This window comes from Gluconobacter sp. DsW_058 (assembly GCF_002153615.1).
GTDB lineage: Bacteria > Pseudomonadota > Alphaproteobacteria > Acetobacterales > Acetobacteraceae > Gluconobacter > Gluconobacter cerinus.
This window is the reverse complement of sequence record NZ_JOPH01000033.1, coordinates 45,405-63,678: the sequence shown is the minus strand read 5'-3', so window position 1 is coordinate 63,678 and position 18,274 is coordinate 45,405. Positions and strand designations below refer to the sequence as shown.

Genomic DNA, 18,274 nt, shown 5'->3' with positions numbered 1-18,274 from the left:
GACTCCTTATTATGTTATATCATAACAAATCAAGCAGAACTGGACCTTTTCCCTCCTGATTGTTGGCTCTGCAGTTCACGTGCGGTATAAAAGCCACAACTTCCCGTTCTTCCGCTCCCGGAGACCAGTGTCCCCATGTCGTTCCGCAGGGTTCTTCTTCTCGGAGCCAGTCTTGCTGGCCTCCCATCAGCCTTGTGGGCAGCGCCTGCCGTACAACAGCATGACAAGACACCCCGGCACACACACCCGAAATCAGTTAATGCGCAGGCTGATGAGACGATCAAAGTCAGCGTCAAACGAACGGATTTTGCCTTCCAGGCCGCACAAAAACAGCCTGATGCAGACACGCGCCTGACTGCCGAGCGGCTGATCGAACGTGGCGTTGTCACGTTACGGGATGTCGAACGCGTGGCCCCCAACCTGACGATCCAGTCCATTAACGGAACGGCTTCCACAAACTTCTACCTTCGCGGCGTAGGCTTCAACGATTTCACACAAAACAACATTCCGACCGTTCTGACCTATTTCGATGACGTGCCTTTTGCGTTTTCAACCATGGCCAGTGGCCTGATGTTCGATCTGGCAGATGCAACTGTCACTCCTGGCCCAGTCGGCACCATGCACGGACAGTCTGACACAGGCGGCGAGGTCCGTTTTCGGACAGCGGACCCAACAAGCACCTGGCACTATGGCGCGAGCGAAGACATAGCATCCTACGCCCGTAGCCGGAGCGAAGCCTATGTGTCCGGCCCCTTGGCGAAAGGACTGGATTTCCGTCTTGCCGGTCAGACGCGACAGGGTGGTGGCTGGCAGACCAATCCTCTCACGGGGGCACATCTGGGGGACGCAGATTCCTGGGCCCTGCGCGGCAAGCTCCGCTGGCACCCCGACAGCCGCACGACCATCATGCTATCCGGTCATTTCGTGCAGGATAACAGCGAAGTCGTCACGGGTGTTCCGGTCTATCGTCTGATCGGCTCACAGGGCCTGCCCTCACTGGGACGACAGCAAGCTGAATGGTCTCTCAAGCCTCAGTTCGCCGATCTGATCGGCCGGCCTCGCAGTCTCAAACCAAGTGAGCACAACCAGTTCTGGGGTTTTGACCTGCATATGGACCGTGATCTTGGCTTTGCCAAAATCATATCCATCAGCGCTTTCGAGACGGAACGCCAAGGGGAATATACGGATCAGGACGGCACATCTGCGTCACAGGCGGATACGTACAGAACGATCAGTGCGAACGCATTTACGCAGGAGTTGCGCCTGTCTTCAAACGACCCAAACAGCCGTTTGCAATGGGTTGTCGGAGCATTTTATCAGCGCAGTCGCATGAAACAGCGCTTCCTGTTCGATTACACAGACTACTCGGCCCGTGGCTATATGATGTCCACCAACTTTGGAATGAACCAGGAAAGTACGTCCGAGTTCGGTCACATCAGCTATCGTCTGCCGCATAACGTCACGCTGTTTGGGGGCCTACTGCACGAGATCGACGACCGCTCTCTGACAGGTCTGAAATCAGAAATTTTTGGTGGCTCGACACATATTTTTCAGCCTGAAAGCACTGCCTCGGCTCAGTTCGCAGGACAGGTCGGCGTGTCTTGGCAGATGTTGCAGAGCACGATGGTGTATTACAAGCTGAGCAAAGGTTTCAAACCTGGCGGGTTCAGCGCCAATAATACCCAGATTCAGGCGCAGCTCGATCCGTTTGGCCCGGAAACGGTCCTGACCCACGAGGTTGGCTTCAAAAGTGATCCAATCCCGGGAAAGCTCCGCCTGAATGGTGCGGCATTCTATAATGATTTCCACGGACAGCAGGTTGTCGGGACCGTGATGATCCCGAATTACGGCCCACTCAGCGAGATCACCAATGTCCCCAAGTCCGAGAGCTGGGGCTTTGAGGGTACGGTGGAAATGCACCCGGTTCGGCATGTCTTTGTCACGCAGAACATTGGCTGGCAGCGTGGCAATTATCAGGATTTTCCGAACGTCAATCGGGCTGCCACAAACGCCTATTATGCCAAGACCGGTGTCTGGAAGGCCATTAACAATAACTTCGCTGGCGTTGATAACGGCCAGCCAAAACTCACCCTGAACGGACAGGCAGAGTGGCGGCAGGCACTGACTGACCATCTGGGACTGGATATTGGCCCGGATTGGTCTTATCGCGGCAGCCAGGCCATTGCCGTAGGAGGCACCGGCTTTTATCGCCTGCCTCCCTACTTCCTACTCGGCGCCCATGCGACCCTTCGCCCCTCATCCGGGCACTGGGAAGCAACGATTTACGCCTCGAACATCCTGAACCGCCAGTATTTCGAAAGCGGAGGAATGGCGACAACAACGTATTTCTACATTCCCGGCACACCACGTTTCATCGGCGGCCGCGTCTCCTGCGGTTTCTGAAACACGCCCCTATTGGCGCGTCCCAATCAGGCAGCGGGTCAAAGCCTTCAGGTCACGGATGTTGACTTCCGTTTCGATGCTCTTGTTCCACAGCGTATCCATGGCACGGAAGTGGATGGTGCTGAGAATGACATCCAGAACCGTATCTGCCGGATAGCAGAAAGCCTCTTCGTCTCGCTTCTTTGCGCGCTCAAGAAAGCGATGCATCTGCTGTCGGGCCGGCTCAATACTGACTTCGCGAAGCACAGTGCCGAACTCCGGGTTATGCACGGCTTCACCCAAGAGCGTACCATATGTGCGACCCAGCGGAGTTGCCAGGAAGCGAATACGCGCTTCGATCAACTGGTCGACGTCTCCCAGAAAGCTGCCCGTATCGATTTCAGGCGTGAGGCTGAACTTCCACTGACGGATGGCATCAAAGAACATCGCCTGCTTGGTAGGCCAGCGGCGATAGACCGTCGCGGTAGAAACACCTGCCTGCTTGGCAACTTTTCCGATCGTGAGGCCCTGATAGCCCTCTTCCGTCAGGACCGTGGCAATCGCTGAAAGAATCGTATCCTTCAGCAGAAGATTGATAGGCCTGCCCGGTGAGCGACTGACCCTCATATCTGCCAGATGCGGCGGAAAAGCTTCCTTTACCGCTAAAGATGATGACTGGGACATGCCCTGCCTCCCTGATTGAATAAGGTCTTGCATCTAGCCTTAACGAAACCGAGAGGCTTTCCACAAGCCTTAAGATTGGTGCGTTTCTCCTAAAAAACACCCCTCATGAAATTGTGAGCAGTGAACGGTAAAGTTCAGGGCCAATCATTTCTGCCCATTTTGGACGGGATAGCGAAGTGGGTCCGATCTCTTTATATATTTCTATGAACACGAGCCGGACACTGCGATCAGACGCGTGACCTGTCTGCACTGGCGTGATGGATCACGCATTACACCTGGCTCTTCGGGTTTGAAAACCTCACCATTTTCGATAATGCCTCAGTCGATCCACAGACAATCTCCATCTGTGATGACGGGCAACATGAGCTGCGCTCAGCGATCCGCGATGAGTTCAAGAGTACTGTTTTCACTTATCTGCATGATCATCACCTTCCCTATGCGGCCTGGAGAGATCGTCTGAAAAACAAGGTGACGGGGCTTGTTGATGCTGATGATGAGGCCGCGCTCCGCGCATACCTGACCAAACCTCATGCAGAAGGCGCTCATGCTGTTCAGGCTCTTCTGGTAACAGCCGAAGAATACACGCATCTGTATGATGATAGCGTGCGCGTTTTCATTGGGAGTGGCTCAACAGAGCTCGCTTTCGTTGAGGGGCCGGGACTAGCCACGGCATTGTGGAACAGTGAGGCCTATCTTGCTGCCCATCGCGATGTAAGGCGCCACTACACAATCGGCCCGCTACAACATTATCTACGCGACGGCTTCAGGGAAAAGCGCGCTCTGACGGCATAGAGCCATTAGCGCTTGCGGCGTTTTTAAAACGTCGGAGGTGTACACGAACTGATCACTTCGCAAGCTTCGTCGCTGATGCAGCGAAAGCGATGAGGCTTGCGACTGTCAAAGTAATAGGCGTCTCCCGGCCCAAGAATATGGGACTGGTTCTCCACCGTCACTTCCACCTGACCGCGAATGACAACGCCAGCTTCTTCACCGTCATGCGCATACGCGACACCGGTGTCAGCCCCAGGGTCATAACGCTCGTGCAGGACCTGGAGTGCGCGACCAAACAGGTTCCCGCCGATTTGCCGCAGAGAAATACCACTCTGCCCGATTTCAGTTAAATCATCAGCCAGATAGAAGTATTTTTCCTGCCCTTCTGTTTCGAAACTGAAGAAATCGCCAAGGGTGACGGGAATACCGTCCAAAACACGCTTCAAAGTGCCGATTGAGGGGTTCATATCCCCCGACTCAATCAAGGAAATTGTGGAATTGGTGACACCGGTACGCTTGGCCAACTCACGCTGGGAAAGATTTTTTGCAACACGAACGAGCCGCAACCGCTGACCAACATCCGTCACCATTCATTCTCCCAATCGTCTGACCATTACATCTCAGTATGTCATAACGATTGAGGAATGGAACATGAAAAAAGCCCGATACACCAATGAGATGCTGGCAAATTACTTTTCCGGTGACCTCGTTTTGACAGACGCGTTCAAAAACCCCTCACAGGTTTCTTTCAGCTCTTCCTGAAGCGTAGTATTTCCTGCATAAAACGGGATAATTAATTTAATTATGAATGCCTCAGCACCACATCACAGATGATGGACGTCGCCAGAAATCCAATATGCAAGTTTAGATGGCAGTAAGACTCCGCCAGATCATATACGTAGCCACCACAAAGATCACACATGCAAAGAACGTAGTCAGAGTACCACCGGCTCCCGCCAGACGTCGGGCTGCTGAGGTCCCAAGCGTACTGCCCACCACACCGCCAAGAACAAAAAGCGCGCCCATTGTCCAGTCAACGTACCCAGACAGCATGTAGCTGAGAGCAGTACTGGCCCCAAAAGCAGCGACGGCGACCAGAGACGTCCCTATCGCATTCAGAATGGGCATTCTCGTGCAGGCAACCAGCGAGGGCACAATAAGAAACCCACCACCAATGCCAAAGAAGCCCGACAGGAGCCCTGTAGCCGTTCCGCTGGCCATGACCTTGGGCATATTGTCGCGATTACAGGCAGCGCCCGCGATGCCAGGGTTCCGACGTCCCCTAAGCATCAGAATACCGACAACAATCATCAGGACTGCAAAGCAAAGCAGCAGTTTTTGCCCGTCAACAGCTTTACCTAGCGCAGCACCCACCAGCGCCCCGACAACACCAAAAGGCGCAAAAACTGCTGCGCACCGCCATTTGACGGTTTTCTGTCGCGCATGACTGACAAGCCCCGCCAGTGCGTTGACGGCAACAGCCATGGCGCTTGTCCCGATCGCGACATGGGGATTTTTCACCCCCACGACATAGACCATCAGCGGAACAGCCAAGATTGATCCGCCACCGCCAATCAGCCCCAGCGTAAAACCAATAATGACACCACAGAACAGCTCAAGCGCAATTTGCATCAGTCTGGCCGATACTTATTTCTTACCGGACTTCAGGGACTTTGGCGCAACGAAGAGCTCATGCCCCTTGAGCATTCCTTTCCAGTAAAGAGCCGGCATGACGTATTTTTTGAGCCACCAAGCGAGGCGGGTCGCCTTCTGGCCATTGAGCAGCCACTTCGGCAATGTCGGCGCAAGCTTCCCGCCATAAGCGAACTCAGCAAGAACAATCTTGCCGTTCTCAACGGTCAATGGGCATGCGCCATATCCGTCATATCCAGACACCGGATCTTTGCGCTGCAAGAAAGCCAGAACATTCGTTGCAACCACAGGGGCCTGTACCCGCACAGCAGCTGCCGTCTTGGCGCAGGACGTTCCAATCACGTCACCAAGAGCGAAGATCTGCGGATACCGAACATGCTGGAGCGTCTCCGGATTCACTTCAACAAAACCGTCCGACCCAGCAATGGCACTTTCCCTGACAACCTTGGGGGAAACCTGAGGTGGCACGACATGCAGCATGTCAAACGTGCTCTCCACACGCTCCACGCCTGCGTCCGTCTTCCGCTCAAAAACAGCAGTTCTGGCAGGACCATTTACCTCAACCAGCTTTGATCCCAGATGGAGGGCGATACCGTAATCCCGCACATAATCCATCAAAGGGGGAACAAACTCTTTCACCCCAAACAGACCCGGCGTGGCCGTGTTGAATTCGACGGAAATATTTTTCAGAACGCCCCGACGACGCCAGGCGTCACTGGCCAGATACATGGCTTTTTGTGGAGCACCGGCGCATTTGATAGGCATAGGCGGCTGCGTAAAAATAGCCTTGCCGCTCTTGAGCTTCTCAACCAGTTGCCACGTGTAAGGCGCCAGATCAAAGCGATAGTTGGACGTCACCCCGTTCTTGCCCAGCGTTTCGCTCAGGCCAGGGATAGCGTCCCAGTTCAAGGAGATGCCTGTCGCTACAATCAGCGCATCATAGGACAGAACCGCGCCATCCTTCAGGACAACCTCACGCGCTTCGGGGCGGAAAAGTTCAACGGACGTTTTCAGCCAGACAGCACCCTTGGGAATCAGGTCCTGTTCCCGACGACGTGTCTGGGATGCCTTGAAAACGCCGCCCCCTACGAGGGTCCAACCCGGCTGATAGAAATGCTCTTCTGAGGGTTCAACAATTCCCAAAGCCAGAGCAGAATTGCGCTTGAGCAGACTGGCGGAGGCGGAAAGGCCACCCGCACCGCCGCCGATAACCAGCACCTGAAAATGCCGCGCGCCTTCACGTGCAGCCATGGTCGGAGCTGGCACAGCATCCAGGCGCGACTTCAACCCACCCAGATCAATACCGGCACGCGCGGCATCTGCGAGAATTTCCGCAGCAGGACGCGTACCAGCTTCTGCGAGAGCCCAGATCTGGGCAGCCCGTGTTCCTGACCGACAATAACCCACAACCGGAGCCGGAAGAGACGCCAGTGCCTCTCTGGCCTGCAAAACCTGAGCATCGCTTGGCACCGTTCCCGCCTTCACAGGAATTGCAATAAACGCCAGACCTTCCGCCTTTGCGACAGCTTCGACGGCCGCCGCATCCGGCTGATCCGGCGCTTCACCATCCGGGCGAAACGAAACGATGCTCCGAAAACCTTCGGCCTTAAGATCCGCAACATCCTGCGGCGTGACCTGAGGGGAAACAGCGTAGCGATCCGTTAAAGACGTGGTTGGCATGACGTGCTCTCCGACAAAAATATCTGAATCGGTCAACCGGCTCAGAGGCGATTGACGGGTATCTTGATGTAGCTGATGCCGTCAGCCTCTGGTTCTGGCATATGACCGCCACGCATATTGACCTGCACTGACGGCATCAGAAGCTTCGGCATCGCCAGAGTGGCGTCACGCGTTGTGCGCATCGCCACGAAATCGTCCTCGCTCACACCATCATGAACGTGAATATTATGGGCACGTTCCAGAGCCACAGTGGTCAGCCATGCGTAGTCCTCGCGGTCCGGCGCTTTATAGTCATGGCAAAGAAAGAGGCGCGTTTCTTCCGGAAGGGACAGAAGCCGACGGATGGACTGGAAAAGCTGACGGGCATCCCCGCCGGGAAAATCGGCACGTGCGGTCCCGAAGTCCGGCATGAAGATCGTATCGCCCACAAAGGCGCAGTTTCCGATCACGAACGCCATGTCTGCTGGCGTATGACCTGGCACATGCAAGACCGTGACCGGCAAATCGCCAATGGAAAATGTCTCGCCATCCTGGAAAAGATGGTCAAACTGCGATCCGTCCCGCGCAAAACGCGTACCCGCGTTAAAGATTTTCCCAAATACATTCTGGACGCGCACGATGTTCGCGCCAATTCCCAGTTTTCCGCCGAGCTGCTCCTGAAGCCAAGGCGCTGCAGACAGATGGTCGGCATGCGCATGGGTTTCCAGCTGCCAGTCAACAGACAACCCTTCCCGGCGCACATACTCTACAATCGCCTGTGCAGAACCATTGGATGTCCGACCCGCAGCAGCATCATAGTCCAGCACGCTATCGAGGATCGCAGCGCGTTTGGTAATCGGGCAGTGAACAACGTGACTGGCTGTATTTGTCGCTTCATCAAAGAACGTGCAAACTACAGGGGATGGAACCTCACCACTCTGCACACGTCCAATCTGGGCAGTTGCAGCGTCAATGGCAGCATCAGGCATGGCGTTTTCACCTCTGGAGTTACACATTTCCAAGAAAACAATTATGTGTTTAATAAAGTAATAAACTATCAACAGTCAAGACCCGGACAGGCTGGATACAGCATCATGACAGGCCCACTCACTGAAGACTCCGCCTTTTTCCCCCTTCGCATAGGCGACGAGGCCCCCGATTTTACGGCACGCACGACCCACGGTGAATTCGTACTGAGTTCGCTAAGAGGACGCTGGGTCATGCTGTTCGCCCACCCGGCGGACTTCACACCCGTTTGCACGAGCGAGTTCATTGCCTTTGCCAAAGTAGAGACCTTTTTCCGCGAACGGAACTGCATGCTCCTTGGGCTTTCCGCAGACAGTCTTCCCGCTCATCTGGCGTGGATTACGGCCATTGAAGAACGCTTCAATGTCCGCATTCCTTTCCCGATCGTTGAAGACCCCTCCATGGAGGTCGCCCGCGCCTACGGCATGATGGATCTGGAAGCACAGGACAGCGCCACGGTACGGTCCGTCTTTTTCATTGATCCGACGGGAATTATTCGCGCCATCCTGAGCTATCCTGCCAGCGTTGGCCGGTCAGTGGCCGAGTTGCAGCGTATGCTTTCCGCCTTGCAGGAAGTAGATCGCTCCAACGTGCTGACACCGGAAGGCTGGCAGCCTGGACAGGCCGCTATTGCCCCCCCTCTTCAGACCCAGGAAGCAGTTCAGAAAGCAGGTCCGAACTGGTTCCTTCAGCCGAAGAAGCCGCGCCCATGACTCTTCTCGCCCTCGAAGAAAGCCGAAATCTTGCTGAATGGCTGCGCCTGCTCGCGCAGCCTCAACGCCTCATGATCCTGTCGGCCCTGCTCGATAGCTCACATGCTGTCAGTGAAATCGAAACCATGACAGGTATTGGCCAACCAACACTGAGCCAGCACCTCGGCACCCTCCGCCGCAGTGGGTTGATTGAGTCTCAGCGAGAGTCCCGCGCCATCAGCTACTGCATGGCTGATACGCCTGATGCCGCTCGCGCCAGAATGCTCATCATGACACTCCGCCCTGACGGACTGGCAGTCTCACCAACAGCTACAGCCCCTTCACGCAAACCCGGTGCCCAACGCTCTTCCCTGGAAGGCGCAAGGTTTGCGCGCATCGTCCGTCCGCTCTCCCGATGACCAGAACCCGGCTTGCACCGCACCCTGTTTCACCGTGCGAGCCAACGGAAACTGTGCTGCTTTTCAAACGCTTTTAGATGGAAAAGGAGAAGGCCCATGACCCGATATCTGATGCTTCTGGCCTGCCTAACTGGTTTTGCCACCCTGTCTGGCTCGGCGTCAGCCGCGACACGCGATGAGCAGAAACAGGCCTGCCAAGGTGATGCCATCCGCCTGTGCACGTTTGCCATCCCTAACGAAGCCAAGATTACAGCCTGTATGAGAAAGAAGATGGATAAGCTCAGCCCAAAATGCCGGGCGATGTTTGAACCAGCTCCGCAGAAAAATACTGCGACAACAAAGCCAAAAAACTGAGACGTTTACCCTCTTGTCGTAATCGTGAAGATGGGCAGACAACGTTCAGACCAGCATTTACCTGAGGCACCTGCATATTAGGTGCCTTCGCGTTCTTCCGTCAGGATTGCACGAAGGCAGCGTTTTCATTATTGGATAACATATGAAAACAACCCGTCAGTACGGTCGTCGCAAGGTTACGCTCAAGGATGTAGCGGCACAGGTCGGGGTGTCCCACACGACAGTCTCGAATGCCTATATCCGGCCGGGCCAACTCTCGGCTGCGCTGAGGGAAAAGATCTTCGCAGCGGCCCAGGAGCTTGGATATACAGGCCCTGATCCAGCAGCGAAACAGCTTGCAACCGGGCATTCCGGGGCACTGGGCTTTCTCTTCAGTGAAGATCTCCCATACGCATTTTCTGATCCTGCCGTTCTCGCCGTCCTGAACGGCGTCGCGAAAAGCTGCGACGAAATGGAAACGGATCTGGCCCTGATTTCAGCAGGCAGCAGCCTCCGTAACATGAACACACCTGTTTCGCTCGGCAATGCTGCGGTCGACGGGTACATCCTTTATTCCGTGGCCCCCGATAGCCGGTGCGTTTTGATGGCGCAGCAGCGGAACGTTCCGCTCGTTGTGGTGGACCAGCCCCGTTTGGACAACGTGCCATATGTCGGCATTGATGACCGTGGAGCCGCCTACAACGCGGCAAAAACGCTGCTTGAGCTAGGACACCGTCGCTTCGGTATCCTGTCTCTCAAAACAGCCCATGACGATTATTTCGGCATCCTGACAGCCAAGCGTCGCGCCAATATTGCACACAGCACGATTGCCATGCGTCTGGAAGGGTACCTAACAGCTCTTCAGGAAGCTGGCATTGCCCCTGAAAACGTGCCGGCTTGGGAAATTCCGATCAACTCTGAAGAGTCCGGTGCTGAAGGCGCGCGCTTCTTGCTAAACCGGCAGAATGCACCGACAGCAATTCTGGCAATGAGCGACCGCGTTGCAATTGGCGCCATGCAGACAATCCGTGCGGCGGGTCTCAGCATTCCTGAAGACGTGTCGATTTTTGGATTTGATGACATTCCTGCCGCTGCCCTGTCGGACCTCAGCACAATTCGCCAGCCTCATGAGCGCAAAGGTATGGAGGCAGTCCGTCTCCTGACCCAGCAGGACGGCCGCCAGAACAAGAACGTCATTCTGGAAACAGAACTCGTCGCTCGCGGCAGCATTGGTCCAGCCCCCAAGGGCTGAACCACACTGTATTAGCGGGCGACGTTCAGAAGCCCGGCAATACTGTCGATCTGGAAATCCGGCTTCAGGTCAATGCACTGCGTTGCAGACCCGTGCCCATAACTCGCCCAGCAGGATGCAATGCCACTATTGCGGGCAAATCCAAGATCTGCCGCCGTGTCGCCAACCATCAGAAAATCCGATGCGGGGACTTCCGGAAACAACGGCCGCACACGGTCTGTCATGACCCGGGGATCCGGCTTGTGCGGGTAGTCTGGTTCGGACGCAATCACATTGCTGATCCACCCACCAAGCCCGAAGCGCTCGATACTGGCATGAACAGTTGGAGCATGCTTGTTGCTGAGAATTACCAGCGTTGCCCCGTCAGCCTTAAGATCGTCGAGCACTGACTTCACCCCGTCAAACAGGACGGTCTCTTCCTGATCGGCTTTAGGGTAATAAGCCCGATAATGACGAACAAAAGCCTGTGCATCATCAACATCACTGTCGGGAACGATCGCCTGAAACAGCGTCTGAAGGGTCCCACCCTTTGAAAGCTGATGCTTCAGGGCGTCTGATGAAGGGCCCTTGTAGCCGCTGGCTTCAAAGGCTTCCTTCAGGCTGCGAAGAATGGCCGGCTGCGTTTCCGCCAGAGTACCATCGTAGTCGAGAAGAACGATCGGGAATCTTGTCATTCTCTTTTGTCACCCCGTTTAAGCAGGAAATCCAGCCCTCTCCGCTTTAGATCGGACGTCGCCCGAGAAGGCGGCAAAGGGCTGATGCTGTATCTGCATGATTCAACGTATAGAAATGGAATTGCTCCACCCCTTCAGCTTTCAGTGTCTGACAAAGCCGGTCTGCAATCGTGGCCGCGACAAACGCCCGCGCCTGGGGCATTTCATCCAATCCATCGAACAGGTCGCGCATCCACTTCGGCACGTTTGCACCACACATATCGGCAAACTTCCAGGCCTGCGCAGCACTTCCAACCGGAAGAATACCCGGCACGATCGGCCGCTCGATTCCAATGGCCGCAGCGCGGTCCCGGAAGCGTAGAAATGTGTCCGCTTCGAAGAAGAACTGCGTCAAAGCCCGGTCCGCACCCGCATCAATCTTCGCTCGCAGATGCTCCAGATCCGACTGCGGGCTAAGCGCGGCAGGATGCGTTTCCGGATATGCCGCAACGGAGATTTCGAACGGCGCAATCTCCTTCAATCCGCGCACCAGATCCACAGCCCCCGCGTAGCCTTCCGGATGAGGCTCATAGACGCCCCCGGCTGACGGCGGCGGATCACCACGCAAGGCCACGATGTGCTTCACACCGGCCTCCCAGTACGCCTGCGCCACGGCATTGACGTCTTCTTTGGAGGCTCCCACGCAGGTCAGATGCCCAGCCATTGGCGCGCCAGTTTCCCGAACCATGTCTTTCAGGGTGGCCAGGGTGCGGTCCCGTGTTGACCCACCTGCCCCATACGTCACGGACATGAACTGCGGACCAAAAGCAGCTAGCGTTTTTGCGTTTTCCAGCAGCGTGGCGGCTGCCTTTTCCGACTTTGCAGGAAAAAACTCGAACGAAATTGCGGGCAGAGGCCCTGTCTGTGCGGGCATCACGCCAGCTCCTTATTCAATAATTCAGCTTAGTTGGGGCGTTGGCCGAGCCAGAGTTTCACAGTCAGTTCGCCTTCAAGAGCCACTGGCTCTGCGGGAACCAGACCAGCAGCGCGAAACCACGTCGCCATCTGCGCATCGGTAAACCCAAGCCGGACATGCGCATCCCGTGTGCGAAGTTCTTCCCGGTTATGGGAGGCAAAATCGATAATTAGTAAGCGACCGTTGGCATCCAGAATACGCGCGGCTTCCGCAATTACAGCAGCCGGATGCTGTGCGTAGTGCAGAACCTGATGCATGACTGCGACATCGGCTGAATGCTCCGGCAGCGGAAGGGCCTGAAAGTCCCCCTGCCGCAGATCAGCCTGCTCAAGACCAACTTCCGCAAGCTTGGTCCGCGCCAACCGCAGCATGGAGGGACTGCGATCAAACCCGATGACTGTCTGGGTGCCGCTTCCCAGCAGTTCCATCATGCGACCTGTTCCCGTGCCTATATCCACGAGCCGGCCGATCGGAGATGCTGAAAGCGTCTTTACGATCGCTGCTTCGACCTCCTGTTCGGACACATGCAAGGAACGCAACGCGTCCCATTCTGCCGCGTGGGTTTCAAACCAGTCTTCCGCCGCGAGCGCACGAACATCCCGAATGGCCTGCAAGCGAATACGATCCGCACGGATTTCCGCCGGTTCCCGCGCAGTCCATCGATCCAGCGCCATAAAGACAGGCTCCAGACGTTCCAGAACACCCAAAGTCAAAAAAACCCAGCTTCCTTCCTTGCGGCGCTCAATCAATCCCGCATCTGCCAGGATCTTCACATGCCGTGACACGCGGGGCTGACTTTGCCCGAGCACCTGCGCCACCTCGCCGATGGACAGTTCCATCTCGCGCAGAAGGGCCAAAATCCGCAGACGGGTCATGTCTGCCAGTGCCTGGAAAATGATGAGGGCCTGTTCCATATGGATTTACATATAAGGAGTTCTTTATATGAGCAAGAGCTATTGACTCTTTTTCGGAACATGCGGCAGTCATAAGGCTTGTCATGGTTCCACGTCGGATGTTCACGCATCCGGCGTGGCTAAGAGGGAAGCCGGTGCAAAGCCGGCGCTGCCCCCGCAACTGTCAGCGGCGAGTGCCGATTCCACACAGGCCACTGGGCGAAAGTCCGGGAAGGCGGAATCAGCGCGAAGACCCGTAAGCCAGGAGACCTGCCACGACACATAACATCCTCCGGCGGGGCGTTCCGGACGGGTCACGCATGTCTCCACGCCGCACATTTCCTGTTCGGGGCGTGAATGATCCTGCATGCCCTGCGAGCGCACTGCCACGAACCTGTCGAGGCTTTCATGACCGTCCGCGTCGCAACTCTGGGCTTTCCGCGTATCGGCACCCGCCGTGAACTGAAAACCGCTCTTGAACAGTACTGGGCAGGAAATTCTTCCGCCAATGATCTGCTTTCCACCGCCGCGTCCCTTCGGGCGTCAGCCTGGCAGCGCCAGAAAGACCTCGGCGCAGAGATCATCCCTTCCAACGATTTTTCGCTTTACGATCATGTGCTGGATACATCCGCAATGGTCGGTGCTGTTCCCGCCATTTACGGCAACGTGCAGGGCAAGGTGGACTTGGGAACCTACTTCGCCATGGCGCGCGGCTCCCAAACGACATCCGAAGAGTGTGGCTGCGGTCATGCTCATGGCGCACCTCAGGACGTTCCCGCCGCCGAAATGACCAAGTGGTTTGACACGAACTACCATTACCTTGTCCCGCAATTCACAGCAGACCAGACGTTCCGCCTCGCCTCTACAAAAGCGGTGGAGGAATATCATGAAGCCAAGGCGCTTGGGATTGAGACACGCCCCGTTCTGCTCGGACCTGTCAGCTTCCTGCTTCTGGGAAAATGTGACGGCCCGGCGTTTGATCGCCTTGATCTGCTCCCTGCCCTGCTGCCCATTTATGAACGGGTTCTGAACGCCCTCCGCGCAGAAGGCGCAGACTGGGTTCAGATTGACGAGCCCTGCCTTGTTCTGGATCTGCCGGACAATGCTGCCGCAGCTTTCAAAACGACCTACAACACTCTGACAGCCGCTGTTCCAGACCTCAAACTGATGCTCGCCACGTATTTCGGTGCGCTCGGAAACAATCAGGACATCGCCCTAAGCCTGCCAGTTCACGGCCTGCATGTGGATCTTGTCCGCGCTCCCGAACAGCTTGCATCCATTCTGGAAAAAGCACGACCTGACCTGCTGCTATCTCTGGGCGTAGTGGATGGGCGGAATATCTGGAAGGCCGACCTGAACGCGCTTCTGGACCATCTTGAACCACTGGCGCGCCAGCGTGACCTCATCCTTGCTCCGTCCTGCTCTCTCCTCCACACACCCATTGATCTGGAACGGGAGACAGATCTGGACGCGGATGTGAAATCCTGGCTCGCATTCGCCGTTCAGAAAATCGAAGAATTGTACACACTGGCACGCGCCCTGAATGAAGGCCGGGGCGCTGTGCAAGCCACTTTAGCCGAAAACGCTGCGGCTCTTCAGGCACGTCGCTCTTCCACGAAAATCAACGATCCTGCCGTTCAGGCACGCTCTGCAGATCGCAACCCAGCTCTCACCCAGCGCCTTTCCCCCTTCCCCGCGCGCCGTCCATTGCAACAGTCCAAACTCAGGCTGCCGCTTTACCCAACGACAACAATCGGGTCCTTCCCCCAGACGCCGGAAGTCCGCAAAGCCCGTGCAGATCATGCACGAGGAGAGCTCTCTTCCGAGGCTTACGAAACCTTCCTGCGGGAAGAAACCGCCCGGACCATCCGCTGGCAGGAAGAGATTGATCTTGATGTGCTGGTGCATGGCGAGTTTGAGCGCAATGACATGGTGCAGTATTTCGGGGAGCAGCTTTCCGGCTTTGCGTTCACGAAGCACGCCTGGGTTCAGTCCTACGGGTCCCGCTATGTCCGGCCACCCATCATTTTCGGGGATGTGTCACGCCCGAAAGCCATGACGGTTGAATGGTGGGAATATGCCCAGTCCATCACCAGCCGCCCGATGAAAGGTATGCTGACGGGGCCTGTCACGATCCTGAACTGGTCTTTCGTGCGAGACGATCAACCGCGTGCGGAAACATGCCGACAGATCGCTTTCGCGATCCGGGATGAAGTGTGCGATCTGGAAAAAGCCGGGGGCGGCATCATCCAGATTGATGAAGCCGCCTTGCGTGAAGGCCTGCCGCTCCGTCGCGCAGACTGGCAATCCTATCTGGACTGGGCCGTGGAGAGCTTCCGCATTTCAGCCTCGGGTGTGCAGGACGCCACACAGATCCACACCCATATGTGCTACTCGGAATTCAACGATATCATTGCCGCCATTGGCGCAATGGATGCGGATGTGATTTCGATTGAAACCGCCCGCTCCCGCATGGAACTACTCGATGCGTTCGCAGCCTATCGCTACCCTGCGGAAATCGGGCCGGGCGTTTACGATATCCATTCCCCACGCGTGCCGTCTGTCGAGGAAATGGTGGACCTGCTTCGAGCTGCCAGCAAAACAATCAGCCCGGATGTCCTTTGGGTCAATCCGGATTGCGGACTAAAAACCCGCAAATGGCCGGAGACGAAAGCTGCGCTCCTCAACATGGTTGCGACAGCCCATTATATGCGTCCGTAAACCAGCGAGTAGATGGGGTGAATCACCACCCCATCATACGCAATTACCAGATTTTGACGCGCTGATCCGGTGTGAGATAGAGCTTGTCACCCGGCTGTACATTCCAGGCCTTGTACCAGAGATCCACGTTGTGCATCGGGATGTTTACCCGAGCTTTCGGCGGCGAGTGCGGGTCGATAACAACCATCTGCTTCTCCGTGTCTGGACGAACCTTCTCACGCCAGACCTGTGCCCATCCCATAAACACGCGCTGATCGCCCGTCAGACCATCAATAACCGGAGCTGGCTTCCCATTCAGAGAGGCATGATACGCATCCAGCGCCAGGGTCAGGCCACCAAGATCGGCAATGTTTTCGCCCATCGTAAGCTTACCGTTCACATGCACGCCCGGCTGAACCTCGAACGCGTCATACTGCGCACCAAACCGATCTGCGAGCTTCTGGAAGCGCGCTTCGTCTTCCTTTGTCCACCAGTTCCGCAGACGCCCCTTGTCATCGTATTTGCGGCCTTTGTCGTCAAAGGAATGGGTCATTTCATGCCCAATGACACCACCGATCGCCCCGTAATTCACAGCCGGATCAGCCTTCGGGTTGAAGAACGGCGGCTGAAGGATCGCCGCAGGAAACACGACCTCCACAAAACGCGGATTGTTGTAGGCGTTCACCGTTGCGGGCGACATCAGCCACTCGTTGCGGTCAACAACCTTGTCGAGATGGCTTAACTGATAGTGCCATTCGAAAGCGAAAGCGCGCTCGGCATTGCCGTACACATCGCCCTTCTTCACAACCAGATCGGAATAATCCCGCCACTCATTCGGGTAACCCACCTGAATTTCAAAGCTGGCCAGCTTCTTCAGCGCGGCTTCACGCGTCTGCGCGCTCATCCATGTGTTGTGTTCGAGGCGGTTGTGGAAAGCTGCCTTCAGGTTACCCGTCAGCGTCTGCATGGCCGCACGATCCGAAGCCGGGAAATAGCGCTCCACGTAGATTTTACCGAGCGCCATTTCCATGGCGGAACTCGTGAAATCCACACCACGCTTCCAACGCGCTGCCAGAGCAGGCTGGCCTGACATAGCCTTCACATAGGCGAAACGCGTTTGCACAAAAGCATCCGGCAGGAACGATGCAGCATTGCTCGCCGTATGGAATGCCTGCCAGGCGCGCAGAGTGTTCAGATCTGTCTTTGCAATCAGGTCCGCTTCCGCCTTGATGGCGGAAGGCTCACCAACAATAACAATCCGCTGCGCCAGCCCGGCCTCAGGCACACCTGACGCCCGCAACCATGTCATCCAGTCAAAAGAAGGAACACTTTTGACCAGCGCTTCTACCGTCATCGGGTTGTAGGTCTTGTCCGGATCGCGGAGTTCCGTGCGCGCCCAATGAACTTTGGCAATCTCGGTTTCAAAAGCCACAATGTCTGCCGCTGACTTGGCGGGATCAGCCCAGTGAACAAGCGTCAGAAGCTTCGTGACATATGCCTGATAGGCCGCTTTCTTGGATGCAAATTCCGGCTTCAGGTAATTGTCCCGATCCGGCATCCCGAGCCCGGCGTGATCGACACTGAGCGCATATTTCGTCGGATCTTTCGCATCCACATCCACGTCCAGCGCGAACGGCGATGATCCGAACGTATCGGACGACGCCCCGCTAAACTGCGCAAATGCCTTCAGATCCGTAATTGTGTGGATGCTTGCGATTTCAGCATCCAGCGGCTTAGAACCCAATGCTTCGACAGCCTTCTCATCCATGAAAGACGCATAATAGGTGCCCAGCTTCTCATCGATCGTCTGAGGCTGAGCGACCGGATGCGCGGACAGGTCTTTCAGAATGGACTGAATGCGCTGGCGGGATGCTTCAGCCAGCGCGTTAAACGGGCCGTAGCTGCTCATATCCGACGGAATTTCGAGCGCTTTCAGGAAGCTGCCATTGGCATAATCGAAGAAACTGTCTCCCGGCTTGACGCTCACATCCCGCCCGGCCAGATCCAGACCATACTGGTCATAAGTAATCTGAGGCGCTGCGGGCTTGGCAGACGCAATCGAAGGCAGCACTACCAGGCCAAGACTGGCGGATAGCAGCAAAGCAGCCTTGGGGGAGAGTTTCTTCTGATGCATATGAGAGGCCTAAATGTGAAAAACAGGCAGGCCTTTTGGTCCGTCCG

General features: G+C 56.1%; 16 protein-coding genes and 1 riboswitch. Of the genes, 7 read left to right on the top strand and 9 right to left on the bottom strand.

Annotated features, from left to right (window positions below; translation table 11 throughout):
* Window positions 1–135 precede the first annotated feature (135 nt).
* A complete protein-coding gene (locus HK24_RS06420; RefSeq protein ID WP_086633768.1) occupies window positions 136–2,403 on the top strand; it encodes a TonB-dependent receptor in 2,268 nt (755 codons plus the stop codon).
* A gap of 9 nt (window positions 2,404–2,412) precedes the next feature.
* Here HK24_RS06420 and HK24_RS06415 read toward each other — a convergent pair whose 3' ends face one another.
* Entirely contained in the window at window positions 2,413–3,066 is a 654-nt protein-coding gene (locus tag HK24_RS06415; RefSeq protein ID WP_046900097.1) for a TetR/AcrR family transcriptional regulator, read from the bottom strand.
* Window positions 3,067–3,534: 468 nt separating this feature from the next.
* Between HK24_RS06415 and HK24_RS13830 the strand changes: the two genes are divergently transcribed.
* Complete coding sequence (locus tag HK24_RS13830; protein ID WP_233126147.1) at window positions 3,535–3,858, top strand: hypothetical protein; 324 nt, start codon at window positions 3,535–3,537, stop codon at window positions 3,856–3,858.
* Between the two features lie 23 nt (window positions 3,859–3,881).
* On the opposite strand, the gene HK24_RS06405 is transcribed toward HK24_RS13830, so the two are convergent.
* From HK24_RS06405 to HK24_RS06390, 4 genes are all read right to left on the bottom strand, one after another.
* Complete coding sequence (locus HK24_RS06405) at window positions 3,882–4,427, bottom strand: cupin domain-containing protein (protein ID WP_064273653.1); 546 nt, start codon at window positions 4,425–4,427, stop codon at window positions 3,882–3,884.
* A gap of 274 nt (window positions 4,428–4,701) precedes the next feature.
* The gene (locus tag HK24_RS06400) at window positions 4,702–5,469 is read right to left on the bottom strand and encodes a sulfite exporter TauE/SafE family protein (RefSeq protein ID WP_086633767.1); all 768 of its coding nucleotides are present in this window, start codon (window positions 5,467–5,469) and stop codon (window positions 4,702–4,704) included.
* A gap of 15 nt (window positions 5,470–5,484) precedes the next feature.
* Window positions 5,485–7,170 (bottom strand): bifunctional protein tyrosine phosphatase family protein/NAD(P)/FAD-dependent oxidoreductase, encoded by a 1,686-nt coding sequence (locus HK24_RS06395; RefSeq protein ID WP_086633811.1) that lies wholly within the window; start codon window positions 7,168–7,170, stop codon window positions 5,485–5,487.
* Between the two features lie 41 nt (window positions 7,171–7,211).
* Window positions 7,212–8,138 (bottom strand): MBL fold metallo-hydrolase, encoded by a 927-nt coding sequence (locus HK24_RS06390; RefSeq protein WP_198942076.1) that lies wholly within the window; start codon window positions 8,136–8,138, stop codon window positions 7,212–7,214.
* A 105-nt stretch (window positions 8,139–8,243) separates the two neighbouring features.
* Here HK24_RS06390 and HK24_RS06385 point away from each other — a divergent pair, with 105 nt between their 5' ends.
* From HK24_RS06385 to HK24_RS06370, 4 genes are all read left to right on the top strand, one after another.
* The gene (locus HK24_RS06385; protein ID WP_086633765.1) at window positions 8,244–8,888 is read left to right on the top strand and encodes a peroxiredoxin; all 645 of its coding nucleotides are present in this window, start codon (window positions 8,244–8,246) and stop codon (window positions 8,886–8,888) included.
* On the top strand, window positions 8,885–9,286 hold the full coding sequence (locus HK24_RS06380; RefSeq protein ID WP_086633764.1) for a helix-turn-helix transcriptional regulator: 402 nt from the start codon (window positions 8,885–8,887) through the stop codon (window positions 9,284–9,286). The genes HK24_RS06385 and HK24_RS06380 overlap by 4 nt, the downstream gene beginning before the upstream one ends.
* A 96-nt stretch (window positions 9,287–9,382) precedes the next feature.
* The gene (locus HK24_RS06375; protein WP_143412299.1) at window positions 9,383–9,640 is read left to right on the top strand and encodes a hypothetical protein; all 258 of its coding nucleotides are present in this window, start codon (window positions 9,383–9,385) and stop codon (window positions 9,638–9,640) included.
* A 142-nt stretch (window positions 9,641–9,782) separates the two neighbouring features.
* Entirely contained in the window at window positions 9,783–10,871 is a 1,089-nt protein-coding gene (locus HK24_RS06370; RefSeq protein WP_046900105.1) for a LacI family DNA-binding transcriptional regulator, read from the top strand.
* An 11-nt stretch (window positions 10,872–10,882) separates the two neighbouring features.
* On the opposite strand, the gene HK24_RS06365 is transcribed toward HK24_RS06370, so the two are convergent.
* The 3 genes from HK24_RS06365 to HK24_RS06355 are packed head-to-tail and all read right to left on the bottom strand — an operon-like array spanning window position 10,883 to window position 13,414.
* A complete protein-coding gene (locus tag HK24_RS06365) occupies window positions 10,883–11,545 on the bottom strand; it encodes an HAD family hydrolase (RefSeq protein WP_046900106.1) in 663 nt (220 codons plus the stop codon).
* A gap of 46 nt (window positions 11,546–11,591) precedes the next feature.
* Window positions 11,592–12,458 (bottom strand): methylenetetrahydrofolate reductase [NAD(P)H], encoded by an 867-nt coding sequence (gene metF, locus HK24_RS06360; protein ID WP_086633763.1) that lies wholly within the window; start codon window positions 12,456–12,458, stop codon window positions 11,592–11,594.
* A gap of 29 nt (window positions 12,459–12,487) precedes the next feature.
* Window positions 12,488–13,414 carry a metalloregulator ArsR/SmtB family transcription factor gene (locus HK24_RS06355; protein WP_086633762.1) on the bottom strand — a complete coding sequence of 309 codons (927 nt, stop codon included), beginning with the start codon at window positions 13,412–13,414 and terminating at the stop codon, window positions 12,488–12,490.
* 67 nt (window positions 13,415–13,481) lie between these two features.
* Window positions 13,482–13,686, top strand: a riboswitch (cobalamin riboswitch).
* 115 nt (window positions 13,687–13,801) lie between these two features.
* On the opposite strand from HK24_RS06355, the gene metE reads away from it, so the two are divergent.
* The gene (gene metE / locus HK24_RS06350) at window positions 13,802–16,114 is read left to right on the top strand and encodes a 5-methyltetrahydropteroyltriglutamate--homocysteine S-methyltransferase (protein ID WP_086633809.1); all 2,313 of its coding nucleotides are present in this window, start codon (window positions 13,802–13,804) and stop codon (window positions 16,112–16,114) included.
* 43 nt (window positions 16,115–16,157) lie between these two features.
* On the opposite strand, the gene HK24_RS06345 is transcribed toward metE, so the two are convergent.
* Window positions 16,158–18,227 (bottom strand): M13 family metallopeptidase, encoded by a 2,070-nt coding sequence (locus HK24_RS06345; RefSeq protein ID WP_086633761.1) that lies wholly within the window; start codon window positions 18,225–18,227, stop codon window positions 16,158–16,160.
* Window positions 18,228–18,274: the final 47 nt, after the last annotated feature.

Excerpts from the sequence above, each read along its gene's own strand:
- HK24_RS06375 (WP_143412299.1), top strand. The coding sequence starts at position 9,383 with ATGACCCGATATCTGATGCTTCTGGCCTGCCTAACTGGTTTTGCCACC.
- HK24_RS06385 (WP_086633765.1), top strand. The coding sequence starts at position 8,244 with ATGACAGGCCCACTCACTGAAGACTCCGCCTTTTTCCCCCTTCGCATA.
- HK24_RS06420 (WP_086633768.1), top strand. The coding sequence starts at position 136 with ATGTCGTTCCGCAGGGTTCTTCTTCTCGGAGCCAGTCTTGCTGGCCTC.
- HK24_RS06365 (WP_046900106.1), bottom strand. The coding sequence starts at position 11,545 with ATGACAAGATTCCCGATCGTTCTTCTCGACTACGATGGTACTCTGGCG.
- HK24_RS06405 (WP_064273653.1), bottom strand. The coding sequence starts at position 4,427 with ATGGTGACGGATGTTGGTCAGCGGTTGCGGCTCGTTCGTGTTGCAAAA.
- HK24_RS06415 (WP_046900097.1), bottom strand. The coding sequence starts at position 3,066 with ATGTCCCAGTCATCATCTTTAGCGGTAAAGGAAGCTTTTCCGCCGCAT.
- HK24_RS06370 (WP_046900105.1), top strand. The coding sequence starts at position 9,783 with ATGAAAACAACCCGTCAGTACGGTCGTCGCAAGGTTACGCTCAAGGAT.
- HK24_RS06400 (WP_086633767.1), bottom strand. The coding sequence starts at position 5,469 with ATGCAAATTGCGCTTGAGCTGTTCTGTGGTGTCATTATTGGTTTTACG.
- HK24_RS06395 (WP_086633811.1), bottom strand. The coding sequence starts at position 7,170 with ATGCCAACCACGTCTTTAACGGATCGCTACGCTGTTTCCCCTCAGGTC.
- HK24_RS06355 (WP_086633762.1), bottom strand. The coding sequence starts at position 13,414 with ATGGAACAGGCCCTCATCATTTTCCAGGCACTGGCAGACATGACCCGT.
- metF (WP_086633763.1), bottom strand. The coding sequence starts at position 12,458 with ATGCCCGCACAGACAGGGCCTCTGCCCGCAATTTCGTTCGAGTTTTTT.
- HK24_RS06345 (WP_086633761.1), bottom strand. The coding sequence starts at position 18,227 with ATGCATCAGAAGAAACTCTCCCCCAAGGCTGCTTTGCTGCTATCCGCC.
- HK24_RS06380 (WP_086633764.1), top strand. The coding sequence starts at position 8,885 with ATGACTCTTCTCGCCCTCGAAGAAAGCCGAAATCTTGCTGAATGGCTG.
- metE (WP_086633809.1), top strand. The coding sequence starts at position 13,802 with ATGACCGTCCGCGTCGCAACTCTGGGCTTTCCGCGTATCGGCACCCGC.
- HK24_RS06390 (WP_198942076.1), bottom strand. The coding sequence starts at position 8,138 with ATGCCTGATGCTGCCATTGACGCTGCAACTGCCCAGATTGGACGTGTG.